This is a genomic window from Carboxylicivirga agarovorans, assembly GCF_050589845.1.
GTDB lineage: Bacteria > Bacteroidota > Bacteroidia > Bacteroidales > Marinilabiliaceae > Carboxylicivirga > Carboxylicivirga agarovorans.
Map to the genome: position 1 here is coordinate 92,368 of NZ_JBNGPA010000017.1, position 25,818 is coordinate 118,185.

Genomic DNA, 25,818 nt, shown 5'->3' on the forward strand with positions numbered 1-25,818 from the left:
CTTTAGTTCTTAACTTTCTCAAGGTACCTTGTTAGATGTTGCTCATTTAAAGCATCGCTATCACCATATTGCACTCTTAGTTCTTCCAACCTTCGGTGCATCATTTGCTGCACCGCTTCATATTCTTCATTACCATATAGGTTATTCATTTCCGATGGGTCATTTTGTAAATCATACAATTCCCACTCATCAATGTCGTAGTAAAAATGAATTAACTTGTAACGCTCGGTACTCACACCATAATGGCGCTTAACATTGTGCTCCGCCGGGTATTCGTAGTAGGTATAATAAAGTGCATCACGCCAGTTTTCTGTATTTCCGGCTAAGAGGGGCTTCAATGATACACCCTGAATATCATTAGGTATATCAACTCCTGCATAATCAAGAAAGGTTGGTGCAAAATCAATGTTCTGAACCAGCTTATCGACCTTACTTCCGGCATCGATCCCATTGGGATATTTTATCAGCAATGGTGTTCGATACGATTCTTCATACATAAAACGCTTATCAAACCAGCCATGTTCACCCAAATAGAATCCCTGATCGGAGGTATAAACAACAATTGTATTTTCATCCAGACCTGTTTGTTCAAGATAGTCCAGCACCTCACCAACCCCATCATCAACCGACTGAATGCAACGCAGGTAATCTTTGATATACCGGTTATATTTCCAAACAGCCAATTCCTTTTCCATCATTTTACGCTTTTTAAAATCCTCGATTATCGGATTATAGTAGGCGTCCCAATCAGCTCTTTGAACAGAATCCATACGACTCATCACCCATTCAGCGTTTTGTCTTAAATTGCCACCCAACTCTCCTTCCTCATCAAGCATCTTAAGGTCGTAAGCCATATCCATATGTTCATATATGCCCATTTCGTGCACCAAGGCTGCTTTACGCCCCTTATAATCATCAAAAAAGTTACCGGGAGGCGTAAATTCCTTTTCATCAAATAGTTTAAAATACTTTTTTTCTGGCATCCATGAACGATGCGGCGCTTTCTGGTGGTAGAGCAATAAAAACGGCTTATCTTTCTCGCGCTTATTCTTTAGCCAGTCCATGGCAATCTCTGTGGTTATAGTTGTGCAATAGCCCTCATAGCGTTTCTTATTACCATTCTCAATAAAATCAGGATTATAATAATGCCCTTGCCCTGGTAATACATTGGAATAATCAAAGCCCTGTGGTAAACCATGTAAATGAATCTTACCCACCATTGCTGTTTGATAACCGGCTTGCTGCAATTGTTTGGCAAAGTTATCCTGTTTCCAATCAAAGGGCTGCATATTGTCCACTTTTCCGTTAATAAAGCTATGCTTGCCTGTCAGCATGACTGCCCGACTGGGAGCACAGATCGAATTACTGACATAGGCTCTGTTAAAAATAGCACCTTCGCTTGCTATACGATCAATATTAGGTGTATGGTTTAAACCGTAACCATAAGCACTTATGGCCTGGTAAGCATGATCATCACTCATAATAAAAATGATATTGGGACGATCGGGCTCTTTGTTTTCAACAAATGAGCAAGCGGACAACAGAACTATTAACACAATAAAAACAAGGGGTTGTTGAAGCATGATTGTACAGTTTTTCAGGTTCAAAGACTAATATAATCAATGATGGGGAAGAAAATCAAGCAGGCTATGCTAAAAGAACATGACCATACAAAACAGAACATGATTCCCTCTCTTTCATTGACAAAAATCAGGCATCAAAGACCTGAACAATGTCAAATAGTATCCTACTTTTGCAACAAAAACAATGAACGAACTGATTACCTTTGGTATTTTAGCATTCACCTCATTCTTCACGCTTATTAATCCACTTGGGGTAATGCCTATTTTCATGACCATGAGTGCCGATCTGACTGCTAAAAACCGGGCACAAACTGCTAAAAAAGCAAGTATCGTAGGTTTTTTGATCATTGTTTCCTTTGCCCTGTCCGGTCAGTTGCTATTTAAGTTTTTCGGGATTTCAGTAAACAGCTTTAGAATTGTTGGTGGTGTTATCTTTTTCATCATGGGCATGGACATGCTACAGGCTCGTTTAACAAAGGTCAAGCTGAAAGATTCGGAGGTCAAAAAATATGTGAATGACATTTCTATCACGCCTATGGCAATTCCCATGATTGCCGGACCAGGTGCTATTACCAATGCTATTGTTCTTATGGAAGATGCGGGTGGACTGGCCGGAGCGTTGATTTTAGTTGCTGCCCTGTCGCTGGTTGTTCTTCTTACTTACTTTATACTTTTAAGTTCAAGCAAAATTATTAAGGCACTTGGAGAAACTGGTAACAATGTTCTGATGCGCTTAATGGGGCTGATCGTAATGGTCATTGCTGTTGAGTTTTTCTTTAGCGGTCTGAAACCTGTTTTGGTCGATATTCTACATCAATAAACATAGGTACGAACATAAAAAACCTCCGCAGTTTCTCTAGGGTTAGATTGGCTACAGAGGTAAAAGGATGTTGAATAGTGTTGGGGGTGTAACCAACTTTTTGGTTACGGTGTTTAATTTTTGAAATCACTCAAGTATACACTTTCTAGGCCTAATCGTTGCTCGTTTTTGATAAACGTACAGATTTCAGTGACAAACGTATCTAATTCGAAATACAAAAAAACAGGCACATTTGCTAAAATGTGTGAGCTACATGACAGCCGCAATATCATTATATACCAACTTAATCAAAAAAATGGCTGGTTATTTAGTAGTATCATCTTAAACAAATGCAATTATCCCAATCCCATAAGGTATGATCAATAATTGGTACTTTGTCAGCGTAGCTATTTCAGTATTGTATATCAAAACTGTATAGTTAATTTAGGACGACCTTTCAATGGTGTAACGTTATTCCTGTTCACTATTAATAATCTGTATAGTAATTCTAGGATTGGACAAAATCAACCAAAGTTTCCTCAATGTTCGTTCAATGTTCGTTCAATGTTCGTTCAATGTTCGTTCAATGTTCGTTCAATGTTCGTTCGATGTTCGTTCAATGTTTGTTCGATTAAAATTGAATAAAATATGAATGAAGTTCGTGTATAGACTCACTGAAAAATGTCTTTGATGCAAAAGCAAGTCTGTGATGACAGGCGGAAATGTATGTCCCGATCGAAAACAAAAAAACCTCTGCAGTAATTTCGGGTTAGAATTTGTACTGCAGAGGTAAAGGATGTTGAATAGTGTTGGGTGTTTCGAAACCGTCCGTTCCGGTTTCATTGAGTGTTTAATGAATTGTGAATTCATTTGTATTTACCTCAGCAAACCACTATATGTTATTCAATATTGACGAATGGTCGTTTTTTCGTGACGAACGACTTAATACTATTGATTAATCTTCGCCCTGAAATTTTCTAATAGATATAATTTCAATTAAACCAAGACACAACTTAACTAACATAAAGAAAACAACCCTCCTAATGCACAGATATACTGAATGTTAATGATATGCACGTTTCAACATCATATTGATTCAGACAATTAACCCTTCACATTCTGTTCAATAAGAGAGTATTAAAATGGTCATTCGTCAAAAACTACAGTTTTTTCGCTTCTTCCCATATTTCATCCATTTCAGCCAGGCTCATCTGCTTTAGATCTTTTCCAACCTTTAGGGTTTTCTCTTCTAAGTAGTTGAATCGTTTAATAAACTTACGATTGGTACGCTCCAGTGCATTTTCAGGGTTAACACCATACAAGCGGGCAGCATTGATAACTGAAAATAACAAATCTCCGAATTCGGCCTCCATCTTATCTTCATCGTGAGCTTCAATTTCAGCCTTTAATTCATCCAGTTCTTCTCTAACCTTGTCCCAAACCTGCTCTTTGTGCTCCCAGTCAAAACCTACCCCGCGTGCTTTATCCTGAATACGGTTAGCCTTAACCATGGCTGGTAAAGATAAAGGCACCCCTTCAAGCACTGATTTATTTCCGCCTTTTTCCTTGAGCTTCAATTTCTCCCAGTTCTCTTCCACAGTTTTTGCATCATTGGCTTCAACATCAGAAAAAATATGCGGGTGGCGGTAAATCAACTTCTCATTTAATGACTGAATAACATCGGCCATTGTAAAGTCACATTGTTCAGAACCTATTTTGGCGTAAAACACAATGTGTAACAACAGATCACCCAATTCCTTTTTTATCAGTGACGCGTCATTTTTAATAATGGCATCGGCCAGTTCATAGGTCTCTTCAATGGTTAAAGTTCTTAACGATTCATTGGTTTGTTTTTTATCCCACGGACATTTAGCCCTCAGTTCATCCATTATTTCCAATAACTCTTTAAAAACAGTCAGGGTTGCTGCATGCTGGTTTTGACTCATAATCTACACTTCGTTTATTTTAATACCGACCTCTTTCATAATAAATAGGATTTTTTTCAATTCAGAGGTCAATGAATACCACTTTTGTCAGCTTACAAATGCAAAAAATATTGTTACTTTGCACAATACAAAATTAAACTTTTATACAAATTTGCTACATAATTAAACCTCTTATTATGAAAGCAGTAATATTTCAGCGAGTATCAACAGAAGACCAAAGCACAGATAGACAAGAAGAACACCTAATGCGGTGGGCTACTACTAATGGTCACGAAGTTACACAAATCTTTTCTGAAACTGTATCTGGATCAAAGCGCACTAAAAAAAGACCTGTTTACAACGAGATGCATGATTATGTGCTTGACAATGACGTTAAACTAATAATCATTTCCGAGCTTAACAGGCTATCAAGAAGACAAACAGAAGCCCTACAAATAATTGAATATTGGGAAGAAAAAGGAGTTAACATTTACATATCAACATTTAACCTGTATATACTTGACGATGCAGGCAAAATGACAATGCAGGCTCAATTAATGACAGGTATGCTTTCCACATTTGGAGAAAGCGAAAGAAGAACATTAATTAACCGAGTTAACGAATCTGTTTCAACAACTACAAAAAAGGGTATTCGAATTGGACGACCTCCATATGGGTATATAATGAAAAACAAAGTTCTTGTAATAGATGAAGAACAGGCCAAAGGTGTAAGAATGATATTTGAAAAGTTTGCAGAAACTAACAAATATTATACTGTTGTAAGACACCTCATTAAAAACAACATACCTACACAAAGGGGTGGCAATTGGCAGACAGCATCAATTAAGCAGATTCTATCAAATAAAACCTACCATGGGCTCTACAGAAACACCGTTGGAGAATTTGAAGTCCCTGCTATTATCACAAAGGAATTATTCGATAGGTGTCAGACAGGCAAAAAACACTCAAATGAGATATTTAAAGGTCAAAAACACCTGCACCCATTGCAAAATAAAATCAGATGCTCAGTGTGTGGCGGAACTGCAGCAGGAGCTCATGGAAGAGGAGATTTTTCAATATATCGTTGCAACAATGGCCACTATAAGGCAGGGCATTTAAATGTCAATTTTAACATGGTTAATAATTTAATCATAGACCTCGCACTTACATATGGTATTGATAGTGATTTTTTAGGCTCTAAAATTGAAGAGCTCCATCTGAAGCAAGCAGAACTAACAGAAGAAAGAACAAAAGCTGAAAAGGAGCTTGAAAAGGCAGAAAAAGAACTTAAAGGTTATAGAAAATTATTTGCAATTGATGAAGATTATACTCAAACTGATTACGAAAGAGACAGTAACCAAACTAAAGGAGCAAAACAAAGGGCATCAAATGCAATAGACCGTATTAATGAACAAATAAACGATCTTCACAAAGCATTTGAAGTTTATATGAATCCACAAAAGGTCAAAGAATCATTTCACACCTCCATGCAAACTTTTGCCGAATATTGTCAACACAATATTATCTCTGTAACTGTTGAAGCTATGCAAAAAGGTGGTGAAATATATAACACTTTTGTGAATGAAGTTAAAGCTGATAAAAGATCTGCTGTTTATAGGGTAGCTATTAAAGCTAGACTCTATGAGGTTGCTGTTTATATCTGCTCTCGCGGTTGGTGGTATGTCTTAGAATCTCCAACAGGTACAAAATTAAAACTTCCTAAACTCCTTATTCTATCAACCCCTAAAGACCTCGAAATAAGGATGAATAACTTTACAAACAACTTACTATTTGGAGGTATATTAAAGCCTTTTAAGTGGTTAAGAGTCCCACCCGCAACTGATATCAAACAAGCAAAAAAGAAGTTAATCTATAAACCTTTTGAATCGTGATATCAACATACTCTAACCGGCTCAAAACGCAAGAATAAAACATTATTTATCAACCTCCAATGCTTCAAAACGCAGCTGTTAAAATCCTGACTAACAGCTGTTTTTTTTTTAGCCACCTGCTAAACAGCGTCCATCATTCCAACTCACCTCCACAATGTGGACATTTATTTGAACTCTTAAGCCTCTCAACTTTGGTTAAAAATCCGCTACTTATAATACCTGTTGGAAGAGCTATTATACCAATACCCAGAATAGCTATTAAACCAGCTAAAACACGCCCCATTGCAGTCACAGGGTATACATCACCATAACCAACAGTGGTTAATGTTGCAACCGCCCACCAGAAGGACGCTAAAATATTTGGGAAGGCTTCGGGCTGTTCTTTGCCCTCAATATAATACATGAGAAAGGATGATATAAGTAAAATCAAAAAGCTTATAAAACCAGTCACAGTTAACTCTGGCCTCTTCTCTTTAATTACTAACCAAATCAGGTTCATAGAACTATTATATCGATTAAGTTTTAATATCCTTAAAATCCTTGTCAACCTTAAAGCTCTGAGAAATCTCAAATCTAACTTAATCAACATTGGAAGGAAAAACGGAAGGATAGCCAACAAGTCAATAATTCCATAAGTTGAGAAGATAAACTTTAGAGCAGATTTGAATTTATTATTTGCAGGGTGCGTTTTTCCTGAAGCAATAATTCTTAGTAAATATTCAATTGAAAATATGGTTATTGAGAAGATATTAAAAGCCTTTAAATAGCCACCATATGAGACCTTAATACTTTCAATTGATTCCAATATAATTGACACTACACTAAGCACAATTAAAGTCATTATTACATAGTCAAAAATTGTGCTCAACCTACTTCCATCGTTCTTATCAATGAGTTTATATATTAATTTTCTCACTAGTATTTGGTTTGATTATTTCTAAAGCTAATCTCACTACATATTTTAGTCCACTGTATCTATGAAATTTGTTAACTCAATTACCAGTTCATCAAGTACAAAATTTCGAATATTCTTTACCTTTCTACGCTTTGGTTTATTTATAAGATGTTTCAATTCTTGTAACACTTCTCTTTCAGATTTTCGAATTTCCGTATAAGTAAAACGGCCTGTGATAAACTGACGAAATACAATAACATCTTCATTATTCATCTTATTTATTACTTGATATATTTGATACGCTGTAAAGTGATTTAGAAAAGGATTATTTGAAAAGAAATTATCATCATCCTCCTCCATTAATCTTTTGAAATTCACAACATCTCTCTTCAATATCGTAAACAACATTTCACTTTTTTCTCTTTGCTCAATTTCTTTAAGTTCCTTGTTAAACTCAAGACAAAATCGAATAATCTCCTGCAACTCAGGTTGAAATGCAGCATAACTACTATATCTAAAATTTACATGAAGATTTGACTCATAGCTGTAATTATTCGCACCTACTTTTATTCCTCGCTTTATTCGCTTAACCAACTTTTTCAAATCAAATCCATAAATATTATTGAAGTTAGTTATTAATTTAAAAGCCTTAAAATAATCTATCAAGTCCAGTTCCCCTCTATCAATATAACCTAGCATTTTTGTTACCTTAAGCCTGAACTCCTTCAATGATAAGTTTAAACAATCCATATAATCTAAGTCTTTAAATAACAACTCTAGATCGCTATACTCTTTACCTACAGGAAAATACCCACTAACTTCTTTCTTTAACTTCTTAATATTTAATGCATCTTCACCAATTATATTATTGAATATTGAATCAAAAAATAAATACTCAGCACTCGTATAGTATGCATTCATGAATTTTTCACGATACTCATTAGCTTCCTTCTGTTCTTCAGTTCTATTTACTTTAGCAGCTGGAGCCCAAATTAATTTAGGCTCCTTGGCTGCATCTCTTATTTTGTCATAATTCTTAGCATTAAGATCACCACTTTTAAACTCCACGCAAACAACTAAGGAAAAATAAAAAACACTCAAGACAACTTCATCTTTTAGTTCATATTGATTATTATCTTCTAACATTGACACAACAAACCTTTCGTAAATCCTCTTAAACCATTCTACAAAAAATACGAGGTGTCTCAAGTTGCTTCCCCTTCCTTCAATAACTTTTAGTATCAACTTTTTTTCATTGTACAAATACTTTCTATAGTATCCTTCGGTTCTTTCATCAATTATAGAATTAAATGCTTCCTGTATATCTGGCTTATACTTTATTGTTACACCCACTACTTTTTCCTTTAATTCCTCTTTATATTTTGGATATTCAAGTAATTTATTTTCATCTGCAATCAATAATACCTTAGTGCCATACTTTTCAACTAACATATTTATATAACCAAACAAGGTTGAATATTGAAACACCTCATCTTTCCGATCAATATCATCAATACACAACACAATCTTTGAAAAGTCAATTAATCCCCCAGCTACCCCCTCTAAATCCCTACATACATCATCTCCAATAACCTTTTTAACAACTGCCCTTCCAACCCCCATCAAGGCACTTACATTCCTATCCTGACTCTCAAACTGCCTATAAAGTATTTGTGTTTGTAACTCCTCAATATCCTTCAATCCAAATAAAGAAACATGGATAGGCTTATACATCGCATTGCCTTCAGAAACGGGCATCTGCTCAACCAAATGAGTAATATGTTTTTCAAAAAAATGGGTTTTACCTACGCCATATGAGCCACTTAAGATTATTGCATAATTGGTTTTAATGCTAATATACTCCTCAACCATTTTAATGTACTTATCCATACAACTACAGTTTTAATTACTTTATCATAAAAGTATTTAATAATTATTTATCTAGAAAAGAAAATGATCAACACCTCACAAAGTACTGACCTAAAAAAAGTGAGCCATAAGCCCACCCTTCTAATATTCCCGATATAATAAAAACCATCGTATTACCTAAGTTCAACAATTTGCTTTTCAAGTTCTGATAACCTTATAAACCTTTTACCTCCTACACCAACCATCTTTAGGCGTCCTTCACTGTGCATATTGTAAATTGTTGCCCTAGATACTCTCAAATAATCTGTAGCTTCAGCAATCGTCAATAGCGGATCTTTTGTATTAAAAAGATTCTGTTTTTTTGAATCCATGTTAAACTTTTTTTAATAATTACAGATAAAAATTCACTTCTTCGTGAGGTAATTTTCAATCTTATACAAACTTTGCCTAATTATTTGTATTCAACCTAACAACCTCACCATCTGAGCATAATGTTAACATTAATAATTAAAACCAACAATCTTTATAAGCAAAAAAAGAGAGCCTTTCAGCCCTCCTAGAATCCCGATTTAATAGTTTAAATAATCGTAATTAGTCTTGATAAGATGTTACAACACCATCCTCAAGATAGACGTAAATTGAATGATATACCCATTGCTCATGAACACCCCAACTTCCAACACTTCTATTAATATCATCAGGGTTCCCTTTACTATCAATGAGCATTTCTTTGGTCATACCAATCCATACATATCCATCTAGCACCTTTTCCCCATTTATCAATCCATATTTCGCAACAATATCTTTTTTTCTTTGCTCCAATGCCTGCCTTTGTTTCTCTCTTCTTTTTGCTTCTGCAATAGCTTTCTCTTCTTCCCTTTTCTTCCTTGCCTCTAACGCTTGCTTTTCTTGCTCCCTTTTCAACTCTTGAATCTTAGCCTTATTGACTTCCTTTTCTATATACTCATCAATCGTAATAAAACCAGCCCTTAGGACATACCCTTGATGATCCCTAAACTTTACATGAACGATCCTTTCATTTACAATCTCTATAACAATTGCCCTATCTCCATTATTTATTGAACAATAATAATCACCAATGCAATTAGACTCCCTATAGACACGAGTACCAATCGTACAAATCAAAACATCCCCTTTAGCTTTCTCAATCATATAAGCATTAAGGTTTGCAGCTACTTCATCTTTTTTTGCCACTAAAAGATCAATAGAAGATTTGTGAGAATCTATCAAATTTTGAATACTATCAATTTTCTCTTTGTAGATTTCTTCCTGCCCATAAGAACTATTTGAAATAAGAATCATAAAAACCAATCCTATGTACAATCTAGTATTTATCATAGCCTTTATTTATTGTAAATTTAACTTACAATCAAATATATAGATTTGAAACTGATACACACCAATAAAAACTTGCAATATTTGATTAACATACCGAAAAACCAAGATTAAAATCTATTCAAATACAATAAACCTACCTTCATATAGATTATACAAACGGCTTAATCACAAACAGAATCCATCACTAAACCATTCATTCGTATAATTAACATCCTGCTCAATGAACTCCAACTCCTTTTCAAAGGCCTCCTCAAGGTCTTTCTTATGGTTGCGCACTGCACCTGCTCTCAAGTCATTGACTTTTACCCCATGGTAATTATCAGCGCAATTACATCGATAAACCTCGACACCACTGACACTTGTAACAGAATCTCTGACATTGTAATAATGTGCTTCATTTGTGCATTTTTTACCTGCACTCCCTTTCTTTTTTTTAAACCTCTTCATAAGCTTTTAATCATTTGTTAAATTGGCTAACTCAACCAATATTGAAGTTATCTCCTTACAACACTTTTCTAGGGCTTGAACTGCTGGGTTTGCCTTCTGCCCTCTTGTACTTTTCATCATTACACCATCATTTTTAATGCTTTTAGTGTAGAAATACGCCAAATCATCAAGAAAAAACAACTTTCTCAACAGCTCTACAACTATTTGCTTTTCATCCAAAAACCCCTGTCTACCAAGGTTTTCCTCTAATTTTTTACGATCTATTTTTCTATATACCATTTCTTATTTTTTATACAAAAACCACCCTATACACATTATAACACTTGGGTTTCCTTAACATTTTACCTAATTCCCAAACCTAAAGAACTGCCCTGTGACATTACAAGACTGGTGTGTCTGGTTGATCAGATCTTTATGCCTCAAAAACATGCCCCGCCTCCCATCAAACACACCCATCACCTAAGGCAAACCATCGAACCTGAGTTAACAACCATCAATAACTATTCAATCATATGTAACTAATTTGAAGGTGTGCCTGGTTACCATGTTACTGATTATAGTTCCATTAATACTCAGGTTAGTTTCTCAGGCTTCTCTTCTGGATAAAGTATGATGTGTTAGTATCCATCAGTTTATTTTATTCAACCTGTTTTGTTCTCTGGTTGCCATGGTTAAGCAGTTCAGGTTGCTATGTTCTGTAGTTTCTTGCCATCTTTTTAGAAACATACCACCCATATTTAACTCACTGGCCAATCATTTAATAATTTCCTTGCTCTTGGTCTGTCTATGGTAATTACACCATCATTCTCAATAGCTATCCCATGTTTTTTCAATGCGCTGAATCTTGATTTGCTTATATCTGCTTTATCGATCTTATTGCCATCAATGTTGGCTAGTGCTTTGCTTATTGCTTGTTTGTTCTTATTGCTTATCATGCTATTTTTCTTAGTGTTGAAATTCTCTTATATCGTTTACCTCCCATCATTTTATAAGGCCTGCAGTGTGGTAAAGCTTGCCATCGTTCTGGTGCCGGATCACTTGCCATTGACTCACTAACGGCCTTTAACCTTCTTTTAAACTTGCTAGCCCTGTCCTTATTACTCATCCTAGCATCCTTGTCCAGTTTCCTTATCCTTTTTAGAACCTTCACCCCTTCACGCTCCTTGTCAACCTCCTTAATCATTTCCAGCTCTTTTATCATGCTGTCAATCAAATTCATATCACTCATATTGACCTTCATACCCAAAACTTTTTATAACGAAAAAGGCAGGTTGTTACACCTGCCATCCCGATAAGATTTATTAACACACCTTTAGTTTGAAATCTCTAACGCTTTAATGATAAAGTAATCATCATTTACCAGCTCTGGCTTCAAATATTTTACATTCTCTTCCATAAATATTTCTACATCAACTGTACAACCGACAATTAACTTAATAATGTTTGCATTTGATGCATCAACCCTTAAAGCTGCAACTCCTTGACATACTGCTTCTTTTAAAATTACTTTGTTCATATTCCTGTATTTATTTAATCATTTACCCTTACGTGTCCTCCGATACTCTCACACTTAATTTCCTCATTTCCGCTTCTTTGTGCCATTGCACGAAAGCTGGATGGTATATCTTTCCAGATATTTTCAGCTTCTTCCAGTGATCTAGCTGAAATTTGGCATCCTTTGATGTTGAAAAGCTCCTTCCTTTTAATCCTGTCTTCCAACTTCTCGAAGTAAATGCTCATTTCGTTTTTTCCAGCCTCTGTCGTAGTGTCAAATTTTCTTCCTGTCATATTGTTTGTTTTTATTATTATGAATTAAATAGGTTGATTACAATTCCAACCTCTATTATCAATAGAATAAAGTAAGCTACCATAACTCTCCTAAACTCCTGATTGTCAACAATCCTCATCTACCTAAACTCTTTTAAATCAATACCTTGTTGCCTTGTCATCACTTTAGCTTTACTCTCTGCTATCCGAGCCTTTTCTTTGTCTGATAAATTATATGGCTCAGGCAGTGTGTAACGCTCATTTTGTGGAAGGTTATTTGCTAACCACCTTAGCCCTTTTTCAGACACCTTAATAAACACTGTAGGCCTATCAAAGTGATCTTTTTCATGTGGTTGCTCAATAGTTATAAACTCCATCACACTCATTCTTGACAATATGATGTTGAATTGCTCCATACTCGTTAACCGCACACCCAGCTTTCTAACCAACGGCCACCAATTTTCTGCTAACAGATTTGAATTGACAGTTAAAAATCTGGTATTTGTTCTCAAGTTATTATAACCAGTACTAAACAACTTTCTTATAAATGCCTTTTGGTCTATTGACAACCCTTCTTTTAACCATTTACGACCGATTGCATTGACAATAATTTGCTCACCATAAACACTGATAAAATTCTCTTGAACTGCATAGTCAAAACCAACCTTAAACCCCTTAAAAATTGATTTTTCAATCTCTCTCGTTAAAAGATTAATTTCTAACAATTTAGTTAACCTTGCAGACTGTTCTGCATTCAGTTCTAATGATTTAGATTCCACAACATGTGGTCTAACTTCTGCTTTGGTCTCCTCAACCTTGTTTTTCTTAAAGAAATTCATAAAACTATATTTAAATTAATACTAAAACTACATATACTGCTGTACTTCATACCATTACAAACAAGGGTGTAGATTTAAAAACCCACACCCTCTGAGATGATAATTTATATATTGAAATGTAATGAAGTCTTCAGGGCTGCCATCTCATCACTTACAGCAACCCCATAAAAGGATTTAACACTAACCACTCATCTGGTTAGTAAAAAAGTCCTACAGAACGCTCTGCAGGAATACTCATTTTGAGTATGTGACTGGAACTGGTAACAAGCCAGATCCAGCCTAGAACCAGAGCTGCAACGCAGCTATTTTAATAATAACCTATGTTTTTCCTCATCATACAGTGTGTAAAAAGCAATAAATACAAACCCTTACCAGCTGTCTACCTGCACATTACAATTATCTATTTTTTAACTGAAAAACCATATTGAATCAGTCAATTTTTCAAGACTAAAATCTTTATCAATTAGACTAAAACTTGAACCTGTCAACTGCTTAATTGGGTCATATTCAATTATCTCAATAAATGCCTGCTTGGTTGCTAGCAACATTTCATCAACATTATTTGGGTGACATCCATATGAATCATGAATAACAGTCATGTCGAAATCACACTTATTCACTGTCATCCTTAACAAGGCAGCATCCAGACTATGTATAAAATTTGGAACAATACCCCTTTTAGTCTTACTTCTATCATGATTGCTTCTATCATTGTCCCAAATTCGATACTGAGCAGTATATCTTTCACCACCAACAGTTAAATAACACCTGTGAGTATTTGAAGACTTACCTCCATTCACAGCTTGAAAACCATCAGGTGTCTGCCACTCTGTAACTTGGTCTCCTAAAACATGCCTAAGGTACTTCTTTAAAGCTGTTGCACCCTTGAGCAATCCTTCTGATTCATCAACAATGGCCACTGAAACAAAAGAGTCCAGGTCTGCTTTCATTTCATCTGTAAAGGATAAATCAAACTCATCTAATTCAGAAAAATCAGGTATAATATCATTAATAATGTTAATAATATTTCTCTGTATACTCCCTTTAGAAGCACCATAATTTCCTGTCATAATCACCTCTTTGCCCATTTTTCGACCATGATTAGCAAGAGCATCAACCGCATGATTTATATACAGTATATCTTCATCATTTAGACTTCCAACAGGCACACCCCTGAGAAGTTCAGCCTCCAACCAGTTCTTTACCCTCTCAGCCAAGTATTGATAAATATCCTTTCTGATAAGATGCCCCTCTGCATCGTATGATGGAAGTACATTTGACAACAAACACCCCTCTGTATCTCCAGCTAGCGCACTAAGAAATTGCGTACCACTAGCACAGGCGTCAATATGAATACGACCTTTAAAGAGGTGGTTCGGATTCTCAATTGCCCTTATCACTTCAGACCTGAATCCTAAAAACTGATAAGGTTCTGCAGCCTGCAACCAATCAGCATGTAATAGTTTTTTACCTTCATTTACCCTAGATTCGAAGGGGAGTTTATCCTTCCCAAATAATGATGACATATAAGCAAATGACCAATCAAGTCCTCTATCAGTCAGTTTTACACCATTTGCATATTGAAGCAGACCTTTTATTTCATCAGATTGCTGCGGATTGATAAAACTATCATAATATATACGCCCTCTAGTATCGTAAAAAGTTTTCAGGTAAAAGGTTTCGGGCAAGATTGATAGCCTATTCACTATCCTGTTAACTGCCTTCCATTTGTCCATATCTTCACCCTTCCTTTCTGGCTGTAGATCAGACCATTTTTCAGCTAAGTAAATTTTAACTTCATTATTAAGCTGAAATTCTACTTGCTCAAGCCTAGTCGCTGCTTCTAGCACCTTATGATGGTGCTGTTGCTTTTTAGCACGAAAAAGAGCCCTATTCCCACTAATTTTCAAAGTTTTCAAGCTTTTCTCCTTCGGCATGTTTTTTAATGGTTGTGTTGATAATCTTTTCACACTATCAGGTAATTGACTCAATGCTTCAAGCGTAAATCTATTCACCAATACTTGACTATCTACATTTTCAACACTTACACCACGCAAATACAACATAGAACAACTATCTATAAACGCAGCAGTTAATTTCATACCAACGTTTTGGGCACTTCTCCCAGCTCTTTGCTCTTCATTATATCCAACTAATTGAAGCACTTTGTCTGATGCAACTTGAAGTGTCAACTCTTCACTCTCGGAGAGATGAACTAACAACTCATACACCTTGACCAATGACTTAACAAATAACGCATCATAACGTGGCGAGAAAAATCGCTGCACAACTTTTATATCAAATACAGCCTTTGTAAGTTGTTTGAGCATATCAACTTTCAATTGCTTAATTTCCTCCTTGAGGATTTTTTCAAAATTACCCTCAATTCGCTCCTTTTGTATTCTCTTGAAATTTCTTATTTCTTTATGTTTCCCTAATCCCATAATCTTATAAAATTTTTAATATTCTAATAATTCACAATCACACTCTCATTAAATACTTATTAGTACCTTTTTATAAATCATATAGTGTGCGAAAATCAATATATTCACACTACATGCACCTACATATCTGCACATTACACTTCACAGTCCACCTCTTCAACAGCTCAACAATGACAATGGGATCCCCAATGATGGTTATCAATCCAACAACAGGCTATACAAAAATGGACTCCAATTATCTATTCCTCAGAACTGAGACAATTTGAGAAAAGCAGGTTAATTAATTGTAAACATCGCATCTATACATTTCTCAGCAGTAGCTAATTAACCTTCCTAATTTTAGTTTATCCAAGCCAATCTATTTTTTTGGGCATAAAAAAGGCCTGTACAGTTATATATACAGGCCTAAGAATGGCGAATTTCACGCCTCTTATTATATTGCCCATTGTTTTAAATCATTTCTCTTTATTTTAAATATGGTCTATTAAACCTCTAATCCTTAAGAAGCTCGTTTAATCTTTTCAAAAGAAAGAAAACCATCTTCAGTGCTCCAGTGTGCTATCCATCTGTCACCACTTTTATTTATGCGCTCTATTACAAACACCCCATTTATAAAATCAATCTGATCCCAAGCATCAGGATTTTTAAAACACTTCTTGCCATGATTAGTAGCACCTCTTTCTGTCTTGTAAAGCTTACCGCAGTATGAGCATTCAAAAACTGTTCTTTCTATCGGAGCTTGTTCATCAAGTAATTTCGGTGCACCACTTCCTAAAAGTACTTCTTCCGCTTCCTGTTTAGAAAAGTCACAATCGTTCATGAACTCATTTACTTGATCGCCAAATGGCAGATTATTAAACCTTTCTCTTTCTAACTCACACTTTCTCTCTACACGCCTTAATCTCCTGCACTCTTTACAAACACCTTCAAAACCATCTAAATTCCGAGCATCCTTATTAAACTCTTTTAGAATCTTTGTTTCACCACAACACTTGCATTCTTTCAACTTTGCGTTGGTCGCCACCTCATTTGTTTTAATCATAATCTTCTCTCCTAATTTTTCACATACATATAAAAAGAAAGCCTGTTTCGTTAAACATTGAAACAGGCCTCTTTCGCTAAGTGTATGAAGTGCGATATTTTATACTAAACCTGTTTCATAATTCTATAATATGTATGTGTTGGGTCTTTTTAATTTTGCGACCCGATTCTATTTATAATTTATTTTGCCATGAATGAAACAACAATCACTTGCTCCCTCCGTTTGGGGTGATGTCATTTATCTCATTCATTTTTACATTGCAAATATGACATATTTATTTCTTTTACCAAAAACTAATATGCTTTTTTTGCTATTTATTTTTATTATGACATTCATTTGTATATTTGTATATCATTAATTTAATACTTCAAATTCATGAAGAGTGCTGCAAATAAGTCAATTAACGCTGATAGGATAGAAAACAAATTAAGGATGGCAATTAAACAACAAGGTTATACCTTAAAAGAAATTGCTGCACTAATGGGAACTACCCAACCGATATTAAGTCGCAAATTGTCATATGGTGATTGGAAGTTGACTTTTTTAGAAGAGCTTTCAGAAATACTAAAAGTAGACCTTCAAACCTTACTATTTACAGAAAACAACCCTTCAAGTCCAGCAATAAAATTCCCATTCCCATATACATTAATGATAACAATGACAAAGAATGAAGGTGATGTATATTGCAAAAATGATATATTATATCTCAAAGAAGCCAGAGGACTTGTTTTAAATAAACCTTATGTAATGCGATTAGAAAATGATAAGGATAAGCTTATATTTTGCACAATTGAAGAGTTTCTAATCGGTGAGACTGAAGAGGAATATTTATTTAAAACTTTAGAAGGAAAATCTTTCAAAATTGGTGAGAGTAAAGTAAACGCTTTTTATAGAGTAACAGGCATTACAAAGCCTATTAAATAACCCTCACCTAGTCAAACATTGAATGCATTATCTTGCATGAGTCAAGCTTTCTCCAATATATTTCATTAATGATATCTAAAATCGAACAGTACAGAAGAAAGCATGCCCTCAATAACTATATTTTCATGATATATTTCCTTATTATCTTCTCAATTTTTGCTCTATATTTGTAGTGCTTTTAAAATAAAGCAAAAAATTCATGTATTGAATTTGTATTAATCTAAGGATTTAAACCACTTTATGATAGAAAAGTTAATCTACCTGGAATCGGTTGATCTGGTGGAGTTTTTAGGCATTAAAAATGCCAAGCTGGAACTAATTAAAAATCGATTCCCAAAATTAAATATCATTGCACGAGGCAATTGGCTAAAAGCCATGGGCGATGCCGAAGAAGTTGCTGATTTTGAAGAAAAGGTAAATTTACTGCTCACTCATTACCACAACTACAACGTATTAACAGAGAAATCGCTTAGCGAGATACTTGGTGGCGACAAAATCAGCGATGCCAGCAGTGATAGTGATGTGATACTTTTCAGCACAAGTGGCAAGCCCATTAAAGCCCGCACAAAAAACCAGGAAAAGCTGGTTAAGGGATTCAAGAAGAATGATCTGTTATTTGCTGTTGGCCCGGCCGGTTCGGGTAAAACCTATGTAGCCATTGCCTTGGCGGTAGCAGCACTTAAAAATCGCCAGGTGCGACGCATCATTCTTAGTCGTCCGGCTGTTGAGGCAGGAGAAAAACTGGGCTTTCTACCCGGTGACATGAAAGAGAAAATCGATCCGTACCTGCAACCTTTATACGATGCACTGCAGGATATGATTCCCGGGGCCAAGCTTAAGGAGTTTATGGAGAATGGGACCATACAAATCGCTCCACTGGCATTTATGCGTGGACGAACATTGAACAATGCCTGTGTCATACTGGACGAAGCACAAAATACCACCAATAATCAAATGAAGATGTTTTTGACAAGGATGGGTGAATATGCCAAGTTTATTATCACAGGCGATGTTACCCAGATTGACTTACCCAGTCATTCGCAGTCCGGCCTTGTGCAAGCTATGCGAATATTAAAAGGTATTAAAAGAATAGAGCGTGTGAACTTTAACGTCAAAGACATTGTTCGTCATAAATTGGTTCAGGACATTGTTGAAGCATATGATAAAGAATAAGCACACAAAATTTACAATCAGCTTATTGAAGGAAACAAATTCAGTTATATAAAGACAGCAACAACTAAAGGAACATATCAGGACTAAAGGAAAATAAACATTGATATAAACTAATAATTATGAGTCAAGCAATTGTTAAGACGGATTACAATTTTCCGGGACAAAAAAGCGTATACAAAGGAAAAGTACGCGACGTTTACAACATCAACGATGATTATTTGGTAATGGTTGTTTCTGACCGCATCTCTGCTTTTGATGTGGTATTACCAAAAGGAATTCCATACAAAGGACAGGTATTGAACCAGATCGCAGAAAAGTTCCTTGATGCGACTGCTGATATCGTTCCTAACTGGAAAATAGCTACACCCGATCCAACCGTAACCGTTGGTCATTTTTGTGAAACATATCCTGTTGAGATGATCGTTCGTGGTTACTTAACCGGTAGCTCATGGCGTTTGTACAAAGATGGCGGACGCGACATCTGCGGTGTACCGATTCCTGACGGCATGAAAGAGCACCAGGCATTTCCGGAGCCGATCCTTACGCCTACTACAAAGGCTGAGCAAGGTGAGCACGATGAAAACATCACACGCGAAGAGATTATCAAGCAGGGTTTGGTTTCAGAAGAAGAATACCTTGAGCTTGAGCGTATTTCATTAGAGTTATTTAAGCGTGGTAGCGAGATAGCTAAAGAAATGGGATTGATCCTTGTTGATACCAAGTATGAGTTTGGTAGAAAAGATGGTAAAATTTACCTGATCGATGAAATCCACACACCTGATTCATCACGTTATTTCTATGCTGATGGCTACCAGGAGCGTTTCGATAAAGGAGAAAACCAAAAGCAGTTATCAAAAGAATTCGTTCGCGAATGGCTAATGGAAAATAACTTCCAGGGCCGTGAAGGTGAAGTAGTACCGGAAATGTCTGATGAATTTGTAACAGAAGTATCAGATCGTTACATTGAGCTTTACGAAAGCATCACTGGTGATAAATTCGAAAAAGCTGATGTTTCAGAAGTAATTGGTCGCGTTGAAAAGAATGTAACTGAATACTTGAATTCATTGTAAATTATAGCTTCTTAGTCAGCTACACGTTGACTAAAGAGAAAAAAATAACCCGTCAGCTTAAAAAGCTGACGGGTTTTATTTTACTGACTAACAGCAGTCTGATTATTCATTAATTCCCTCAAGCATCATTAAGAATGCATAGTCCAGGGCAGTTTCACGATAACGCTTAAAACGACCCGAAGCACCTCCATGACCTGCTTCCATATTGGTATGCATAATCAGGATGTTCTCATCCGTTTTCTTTTCACGCAGCTTGGCACACCACTTGGCAGGCTCCCAGTATTGCACCTGCGAATCAAACAGGCCTGTTGTTATCAGCATATTCGGATACGCTTTGGCCTCAACATTATCATATGGTGAGTAACTCAACATATAGTCGTAGTACTCTTTATTCTTGGGGTTACCCCATTCATCAAATTCATTCGTTGTCAATGGAATGGTCTCATCCAGCATGGTTGAAACAACATCAACAAAAGGAACGGCAGCCACCATACCATTGTACAGTTCCGGGGCCATATTGGCAACAGCTCCCATCAGTAATCCTCCGGCACTTCCTCCCATGGCGTATAAATGATCTGCTGATGTATAGTTCTTATCAATTAAATACTTACTGCAGTCAATGTAATCATTAAAGGTATTCATTTTATTCAGCATCTTACCATCATCATACCACTGGCGTCCCATGGCCTGACTTCCCCTGATATGAGCCACCACAAATATAAAGCCTCTGTCGAGTAAGCTCAGGCGGGTTGAACTGAACCATGGCTCCATTGTACTGCCATATGATCCGTAAGCATATAATAAAAGAGGCGCATTCCCATCTTTTTCAACACCCTTTTTATACACTACCGACATTGGTACTTTTTTACCATCGCGCGCCTTGGCCCATAAGCGTTCTGTAACATACTCATCCGGATTATGCCCCCCAACTACTTCCTGTACCTTTTTAACCTCTTTGGCCCTGGTGTTCATATTGTAATCAATCGTTGATGCAGGTGTTGTCATTGAGCTGTATCCAAAGCGTAACACATCTGTACCAAACTCAGGGTTGGTAGATATATAGGCCACATATACCTCTTCTCCAAAATCAAGGTAATGCTCTTCTTTCGTTTTTTGATTAATAACACGCAGATGGGTTAAAGCATCTTTTCGTTCACTCACCACCAAATGCTCTTTAAACACCTCTATTTCGTCTAACAATACATCTTCGCGGTGTGGTATGACTTCTTTCCAGTTACTCATTTCAGTAGCATCAACCGGCGTTTCCATCAAACGGAAATTAGTCGCTTCGCTATTGGTTGTAATAAACCATTTATCCTCAAAGTGCTCGATATAATACTGATGTTCTGTTCCTCTTGGTGTGAACTGCTTGAACTCTCCTGTCGGATCATTTGCATCTAATATCCAGTAATCACTTACTAATGTGGCGTCTTCCCCAATTACAATATACTTGTCCGATTTGGTTTTGCTTACACCGATATAAAAAGAAGGATCGGTTTCATGATAAACCATCACATCCTTATCAGTTGATGTACCCAACTTATGGCGCCATATCTTTTCACTTAAAAGCGATACTTCATTCTTTGTCGTGTAAAAATACGTTCTGTTGTCATTGGCCCATGCTCCACCTGCCTGAGCATTCCCAAGTTCATCAGTATAAATTTCACCAGTTTCAAGGTTCTTAAAACGTATGGTGTAAATACGTCGGCTCACGAAATCTTCGGCAAAAGCCAGCATCTTGTTATCCAAACTTATACTCATACTTCCAAGGGCATAATAAGCCTGTCCTTCAGCACGTTCATTTTCATCAAAAAACACTTCCTCTTCGGCATCAAGACTTTCCTTTTTACGACAATGAATACGGTATTCCTTTCCTTTTTCATACCTCGAGTAATACCAGTATCCATTGGAGAAGTATGGAACCGACTCATCATCTTTCTTTATACGTCCAACGATTTCATTGAACAATTTCTCCTGCAATTCTTCAGTGTTTTTTAATACAGCATCGGTATAGCTGTTTTCTGCATTTAAATAATCAAGCACCTTTTGCGTGTGCTCATCCGGTGTTTCGGCTTCTTTCTGTTCATCGGTCAGTCGCATCCAGAAATATGGATCTACGCGGGTATGATCATGAATGGTTAATACTGAATCTTTTTGTTCGGCCCTTGGGGCTGGTGGTAAATCATCTGGAATCATTGAAACTTTCTTATTCGAAGGATTACAGGCTACAGCAAAGGCTATAACCAGCAAATACAATACTTTATTCATAGAATATAATTTAGGTTACAAGCATAAAGATATTTAAAAGCTTAAAACAGTAGATGTGTATTCCTGAAATTTTGCATTTAAACTGAATGGAGTGTTTGTGGAGATAAAAAAACGCCCAGGCATGTTAAAGTTTGTTAAATATAATATCCACCTCATCACCAATCTTCAATTAAAGAACTGAAGATTCCTAAATAAAGCACTTATTGCAGCTTCTGATTACCACTCTTAAATCCCTTTTGTAATGTGGACATTACAATTTTCTTTCGAATATACCACACAGATATTCTAATAATATAAGCTTACTCTCACCCTATTTTAAGACTTAAAACTCTGTTTTATACCGTTAAAAGACGATTGCACAGTAAAATAAAAGGGCTTTACTTTGCGGAGCAAATACGAAATTAAAAGCACAAATAATAAAGTACAGGTTAATAAGCGAATTATGAGTAAAATTAATGAGACGTTCGTAAAGGGTTCATGGAACGAAGCAATCAACGTTAGAGATTTTGTTCAAAAAAACATCACTCCTTATGATGGTGATAGTTCATTCTTAAGTGGTCCGACTGAGAGAACAAAGCAACTTTGGAACATCTGCCTGGATGCTATCAAAGAAGAAAGAGCAAATAACGGTGTTCGTTCAATTGATACTGAAACTGTTTCTTCAATTGTTTCACACGAAGCAGGATATATTCAGAAAGATCTTGAGCTAATTGTAGGTTTACAAACCGACGAGCTTTTAAAACGTGCAATGAAGCCATACGGTGGTATTGCTGTTGTTGAAAAAGCTTGTAGCGAGCAAGGTCTGGAAGTATCTGACCGTGTTAAAGATATTTTCCGCAACTATGCAAAAACACACAACGATGGTGTTTTTGATGTATATACTGATGAAATTCGCAAATACCGCTCATTAGGTTTCTTAACTGGTTTACCTGATAACTATGCTCGTGGTCGTATCATTGGTGACTACCGTCGTTTAGCTCTTTATGGTATTGATGCATTGGTAGCTGCTAAAAATGCTGACATGCAAGGATTAACCGGACCTATGTCTGATGATAAGATCCGTTTGCGCGAAGAAGTTGCAGAGCAAATCAAAGCATTGCTTCATATCAAAGAGCTTGGTAACAAGTATGGTCTTGACCTTAGCCGTCCTGCCGAATCAGCACAAGAAGCTGTACAGTGGGTTTACATGGCTTACCTTTCAGCTGTAAAAGAGCAGGATGGAGCAGCAATGTCATTGGGTAATGTATCTTCATTCCTTGATATTTACATGGAGTACGATTTGGCTAATGGTAACATCACTGAGGAATTAGCTCAGGAGTTCATTGACCAGTTCGTAATGAAGTTACGTGTTGTACGTCACTTACGTATGAACGCTTATAATGAGATTTTTGCTGGTGATCCAACCTGGGTAACCGAAGCAATTGGTGGTAAATTGATGGATGGCCGTCACAAAATCACTAAGACATCGTACCGTTTCTTACAGACATTATACAACTTAGGTCCTTCACCAGAGCCAAACATGACTGTTCTTTGGTCTCAGACTCTACCTGAAGGATTCAAGAAGTTCTGTGCGCAGGTTTCTATCGATACATCATCAATCCAGTATGAGAATGATGATTTGATGACTGAAACACGTCAGTCTGATGACTACGGTATTGCTTGTTGTGTATCATTCCAGGAAATTGGTAAGCACATCCAGTTCTTTGGAGCACGTACCAACTTAGCCAAGACTTTATTGTTGGCTATCAACGGTGGTCGTTGTGAGATGAGTGGTAAAGTTATTGTAGAAGGCATCCCTGCTTTGAAGAGCGATAAGCTTGACTATGACGAGGTAATGGCTAACTACAAAATTGCCATGAAAGAAGTAGCACGTGTATACAATGAGTCAATGAACATCATTCACTACATGCACGACAAGTACTACTACGAAAAAGCGCAAATGGCATTTGTAGATACCAACCCTAAGGTGAACTTAGCATATGGTATGGCTGGTTTGTCAATTGTTGCTGACTCTTTATCCGCTATTAAGCACGCCAATGTAACAGTTGTTCGTAACGACGAAGGTTTATCATCACAATTCCTTATTGACGGTGAGTTCCCTTGTTACGGTAATGATGATGACCGCGTAGATAACTTAGCTATTGAGATCTCTAACCACTTCAACCAGTTATTATGTGGTTTAGATACTTACAAAAACGCTGAGCCTACAATGTCAATCCTTACCATTACTTCAAACGTGGTATACGGATTAAAAACAGGTGCTACTCCTGATGGACGTGAGCAAGGTGTACCTTTCGCTCCTGGTGCTAACCCAATGCACGGACGTGATAAAAATGGTGCTATTGCTTCATTGAACTCAGTGGCAAAACTAGACTATAAAAATGCCTTGGATGGTATTTCTAATACATTCAGTATCATCCCTAAATCATTAGGCGCCGACGCTGATATTCGCAATGAGAACCTGGTAACCATGATGGATGCCTACTTCTCTAAAGAAGCTCATCACCTTAACGTAAACGTTTTGAACCGTGAGTTACTGGAAGATGCCATGGAAAATCCAAATGAGTACCCTCAGTTAACTATCCGTGTATCGGGTTACGCTGTAAACTTTGTTCGTTTAACACGCGAGCAGCAGCTTGAGGTTATCTCACGTAGCTTCCACAGCAATATGTAATAAAACAAAGTATAAGTACTCGCAAGGCAGAAGTTTTTTAAACAAAACTTCTGCCTTTGCCTTATATTTTCACTAACAATTTACATATGCTAAGAGTACATTCTTTTGAATCATTAGGGACATACGATGGTCCCGGTATCCGATTAGTTGCATTTCTGCAGGGTTGTAATTTCAAGTGCCTGTATTGTGCCAATGCTGATACCATAGAGCTAAAAGGCGGCACTGAAACCTCTGTTGATGAGATTTTGGCAATGGCTCAAAACCAAAAGCCGTTCTTTGGTAAAAAAGGTGGATTAACATTTTCAGGCGGCGAACCCCTGGTTCAGGCTAAGCAATTGTTACCTGTTGTAAAAGCTTTGAAAGAAAATGGCTTTCATGTATGCATCGATACCAATGGCAGCATTTTAAATGATGATGTCAAAGCTGTATTGGAATATACTGATATTGTGTTGCTGGACATTAAGCACATTGACAACGAACAGCATAAGCTGCTAACAGGTAAGTCTAATGAAAAAACATTAGCTTTTGTGGAGTACCTCAATAAAATCAACAAACCTGTTTGGTTACGTTATGTATTGGTACCTGGTTATTCAGATAATCACCAACATCTTCATCAACTGGGAGAGCATTTCAAAGCATATGATAATGTTGAAAAGCTCGAAATACAACCTTATCACGAGTTAGGTGCTCACAAGTACGAACACCTGGGATGGGAATACCAACTCAAAGGTGTTAAAGCCAACACGCAGGAACAACTTGATTCTGCACAATCAATTCTTAATAATTACTTTAAAGAAGTGGTTATTAACTAATACCCAACTTACCCCCTTTACAAAAAACAACCTAAA

The 25,818-nt window shown here is 36.5% G+C and carries 23 protein-coding genes; 7 read left to right on the top strand and 16 right to left on the bottom strand.

The window, feature by feature from the left end; translation table 11 throughout:
- Positions 1-2: 2 nt before the first annotated feature.
- Entirely contained in the window at positions 3-1,583 is a 1,581-nt protein-coding gene (locus tag ACRD69_RS16170) for a sulfatase family protein (protein ID WP_430816153.1), read from the bottom strand.
- A 184-nt stretch (positions 1,584-1,767) separates the two neighbouring features.
- Between ACRD69_RS16170 and ACRD69_RS16175 the strand changes: the two genes are divergently transcribed.
- Positions 1,768-2,403 (top strand): MarC family protein, encoded by a 636-nt coding sequence (locus tag ACRD69_RS16175; RefSeq protein WP_430816154.1) that lies wholly within the window; start codon positions 1,768-1,770, stop codon positions 2,401-2,403.
- Between the two features lie 1,139 nt (positions 2,404-3,542).
- Here ACRD69_RS16175 and mazG read toward each other — a convergent pair.
- The gene (gene mazG, locus ACRD69_RS16180) at positions 3,543-4,328 is read right to left on the bottom strand and encodes a nucleoside triphosphate pyrophosphohydrolase (protein WP_430816155.1); all 786 of its coding nucleotides are present in this window, start codon (positions 4,326-4,328) and stop codon (positions 3,543-3,545) included.
- Positions 4,329-4,504: 176 nt separating this feature from the next.
- Between mazG and ACRD69_RS16185 the strand changes: the two genes are divergently transcribed.
- Positions 4,505-6,199 (top strand): recombinase family protein, encoded by a 1,695-nt coding sequence (locus ACRD69_RS16185; RefSeq protein ID WP_430816156.1) that lies wholly within the window; start codon positions 4,505-4,507, stop codon positions 6,197-6,199.
- Between the two features lie 133 nt (positions 6,200-6,332).
- Here the strand turns inward: ACRD69_RS16185 and ACRD69_RS16190 are convergent, their stop codons facing one another.
- The 13 genes from ACRD69_RS16190 to ACRD69_RS16250 form a co-directional block, all read right to left on the bottom strand.
- Entirely contained in the window at positions 6,333-7,115 is a 783-nt protein-coding gene (locus ACRD69_RS16190; protein WP_430816157.1) for an ion transporter, read from the bottom strand.
- A gap of 45 nt (positions 7,116-7,160) precedes the next feature.
- Positions 7,161-8,984, bottom strand: a complete 1,824-nt coding sequence (locus tag ACRD69_RS16195; protein WP_430816158.1) for a P-loop NTPase fold protein — start codon at positions 8,982-8,984, stop codon at positions 7,161-7,163.
- A 152-nt stretch (positions 8,985-9,136) separates the two neighbouring features.
- The gene (locus tag ACRD69_RS16200) at positions 9,137-9,334 is read right to left on the bottom strand and encodes a helix-turn-helix domain-containing protein (RefSeq protein ID WP_430816159.1); all 198 of its coding nucleotides are present in this window, start codon (positions 9,332-9,334) and stop codon (positions 9,137-9,139) included.
- A gap of 220 nt (positions 9,335-9,554) precedes the next feature.
- Positions 9,555-10,322 (bottom strand): hypothetical protein, encoded by a 768-nt coding sequence (locus tag ACRD69_RS16205; RefSeq protein WP_430816160.1) that lies wholly within the window; start codon positions 10,320-10,322, stop codon positions 9,555-9,557.
- Between the two features lie 165 nt (positions 10,323-10,487).
- Positions 10,488-10,769, bottom strand: a complete 282-nt coding sequence (locus ACRD69_RS16210) for a hypothetical protein (protein ID WP_430816161.1) — start codon at positions 10,767-10,769, stop codon at positions 10,488-10,490.
- Between the two features lie 6 nt (positions 10,770-10,775).
- The gene (locus ACRD69_RS16215) at positions 10,776-11,048 is read right to left on the bottom strand and encodes a hypothetical protein (protein WP_430816162.1); all 273 of its coding nucleotides are present in this window, start codon (positions 11,046-11,048) and stop codon (positions 10,776-10,778) included.
- Between the two features lie 458 nt (positions 11,049-11,506).
- Positions 11,507-11,704, bottom strand: a complete 198-nt coding sequence (locus ACRD69_RS16220) for a hypothetical protein (RefSeq protein WP_430816163.1) — start codon at positions 11,702-11,704, stop codon at positions 11,507-11,509.
- On the bottom strand, positions 11,701-12,009 hold the full coding sequence (locus ACRD69_RS16225; RefSeq protein WP_430816164.1) for a hypothetical protein: 309 nt from the start codon (positions 12,007-12,009) through the stop codon (positions 11,701-11,703). Before ACRD69_RS16225 ends, ACRD69_RS16220 begins: the two co-directional genes overlap by 4 nt.
- Positions 12,010-12,081: 72 nt before the next feature.
- On the bottom strand, positions 12,082-12,285 hold the full coding sequence (locus ACRD69_RS16230) for a hypothetical protein (protein WP_430816165.1): 204 nt from the start codon (positions 12,283-12,285) through the stop codon (positions 12,082-12,084).
- A gap of 14 nt (positions 12,286-12,299) precedes the next feature.
- Positions 12,300-12,557 (bottom strand): hypothetical protein, encoded by a 258-nt coding sequence (locus tag ACRD69_RS16235; protein ID WP_430816166.1) that lies wholly within the window; start codon positions 12,555-12,557, stop codon positions 12,300-12,302.
- Positions 12,558-12,676: 119 nt separating this feature from the next.
- Positions 12,677-13,375 carry a hypothetical protein gene (locus tag ACRD69_RS16240; protein ID WP_430816167.1) on the bottom strand — a complete coding sequence of 233 codons (699 nt, stop codon included), beginning with the start codon at positions 13,373-13,375 and terminating at the stop codon, positions 12,677-12,679.
- A 407-nt stretch (positions 13,376-13,782) separates the two neighbouring features.
- Positions 13,783-15,819, bottom strand: coding sequence for a DNA-directed RNA polymerase (locus ACRD69_RS16245; RefSeq protein ID WP_430816168.1), 2,037 nt, complete (start codon positions 15,817-15,819; stop codon positions 13,783-13,785).
- A 499-nt stretch (positions 15,820-16,318) separates the two neighbouring features.
- Positions 16,319-16,861 carry a hypothetical protein gene (locus tag ACRD69_RS16250; RefSeq protein ID WP_430816169.1) on the bottom strand — a complete coding sequence of 181 codons (543 nt, stop codon included), beginning with the start codon at positions 16,859-16,861 and terminating at the stop codon, positions 16,319-16,321.
- 375 nt (positions 16,862-17,236) lie between these two features.
- Here ACRD69_RS16250 and ACRD69_RS16255 point away from each other — a divergent pair, with 375 nt between their 5' ends.
- The 3 genes from ACRD69_RS16255 to ACRD69_RS16265 all read left to right on the top strand — a co-directional run bounded on the left by ACRD69_RS16255 (position 17,237) and on the right by ACRD69_RS16265 (position 20,028).
- Entirely contained in the window at positions 17,237-17,785 is a 549-nt protein-coding gene (locus ACRD69_RS16255) for a helix-turn-helix domain-containing protein (RefSeq protein ID WP_430816170.1), read from the top strand.
- A 240-nt stretch (positions 17,786-18,025) separates the two neighbouring features.
- Positions 18,026-18,958, top strand: a complete 933-nt coding sequence (locus ACRD69_RS16260; protein ID WP_430816171.1) for a PhoH family protein — start codon at positions 18,026-18,028, stop codon at positions 18,956-18,958.
- Positions 18,959-19,077: 119 nt separating this feature from the next.
- Complete coding sequence (locus ACRD69_RS16265; protein WP_430816172.1) at positions 19,078-20,028, top strand: phosphoribosylaminoimidazolesuccinocarboxamide synthase; 951 nt, start codon at positions 19,078-19,080, stop codon at positions 20,026-20,028.
- 102 nt (positions 20,029-20,130) lie between these two features.
- Here the strand turns inward: ACRD69_RS16265 and ACRD69_RS16270 are convergent, their stop codons facing one another.
- The gene (locus tag ACRD69_RS16270) at positions 20,131-22,296 is read right to left on the bottom strand and encodes a S9 family peptidase (protein WP_430816173.1); all 2,166 of its coding nucleotides are present in this window, start codon (positions 22,294-22,296) and stop codon (positions 20,131-20,133) included.
- A 442-nt stretch (positions 22,297-22,738) separates the two neighbouring features.
- Between ACRD69_RS16270 and pflB the strand changes: the two genes are divergently transcribed.
- The gene (gene pflB / locus ACRD69_RS16275; RefSeq protein WP_430816174.1) at positions 22,739-24,970 is read left to right on the top strand and encodes a formate C-acetyltransferase; all 2,232 of its coding nucleotides are present in this window, start codon (positions 22,739-22,741) and stop codon (positions 24,968-24,970) included.
- Between the two features lie 86 nt (positions 24,971-25,056).
- Entirely contained in the window at positions 25,057-25,782 is a 726-nt protein-coding gene (gene pflA, locus ACRD69_RS16280; protein WP_430816175.1) for a pyruvate formate-lyase-activating protein, read from the top strand.
- The last annotated feature ends 36 nt before the right edge of the window (positions 25,783-25,818 follow it).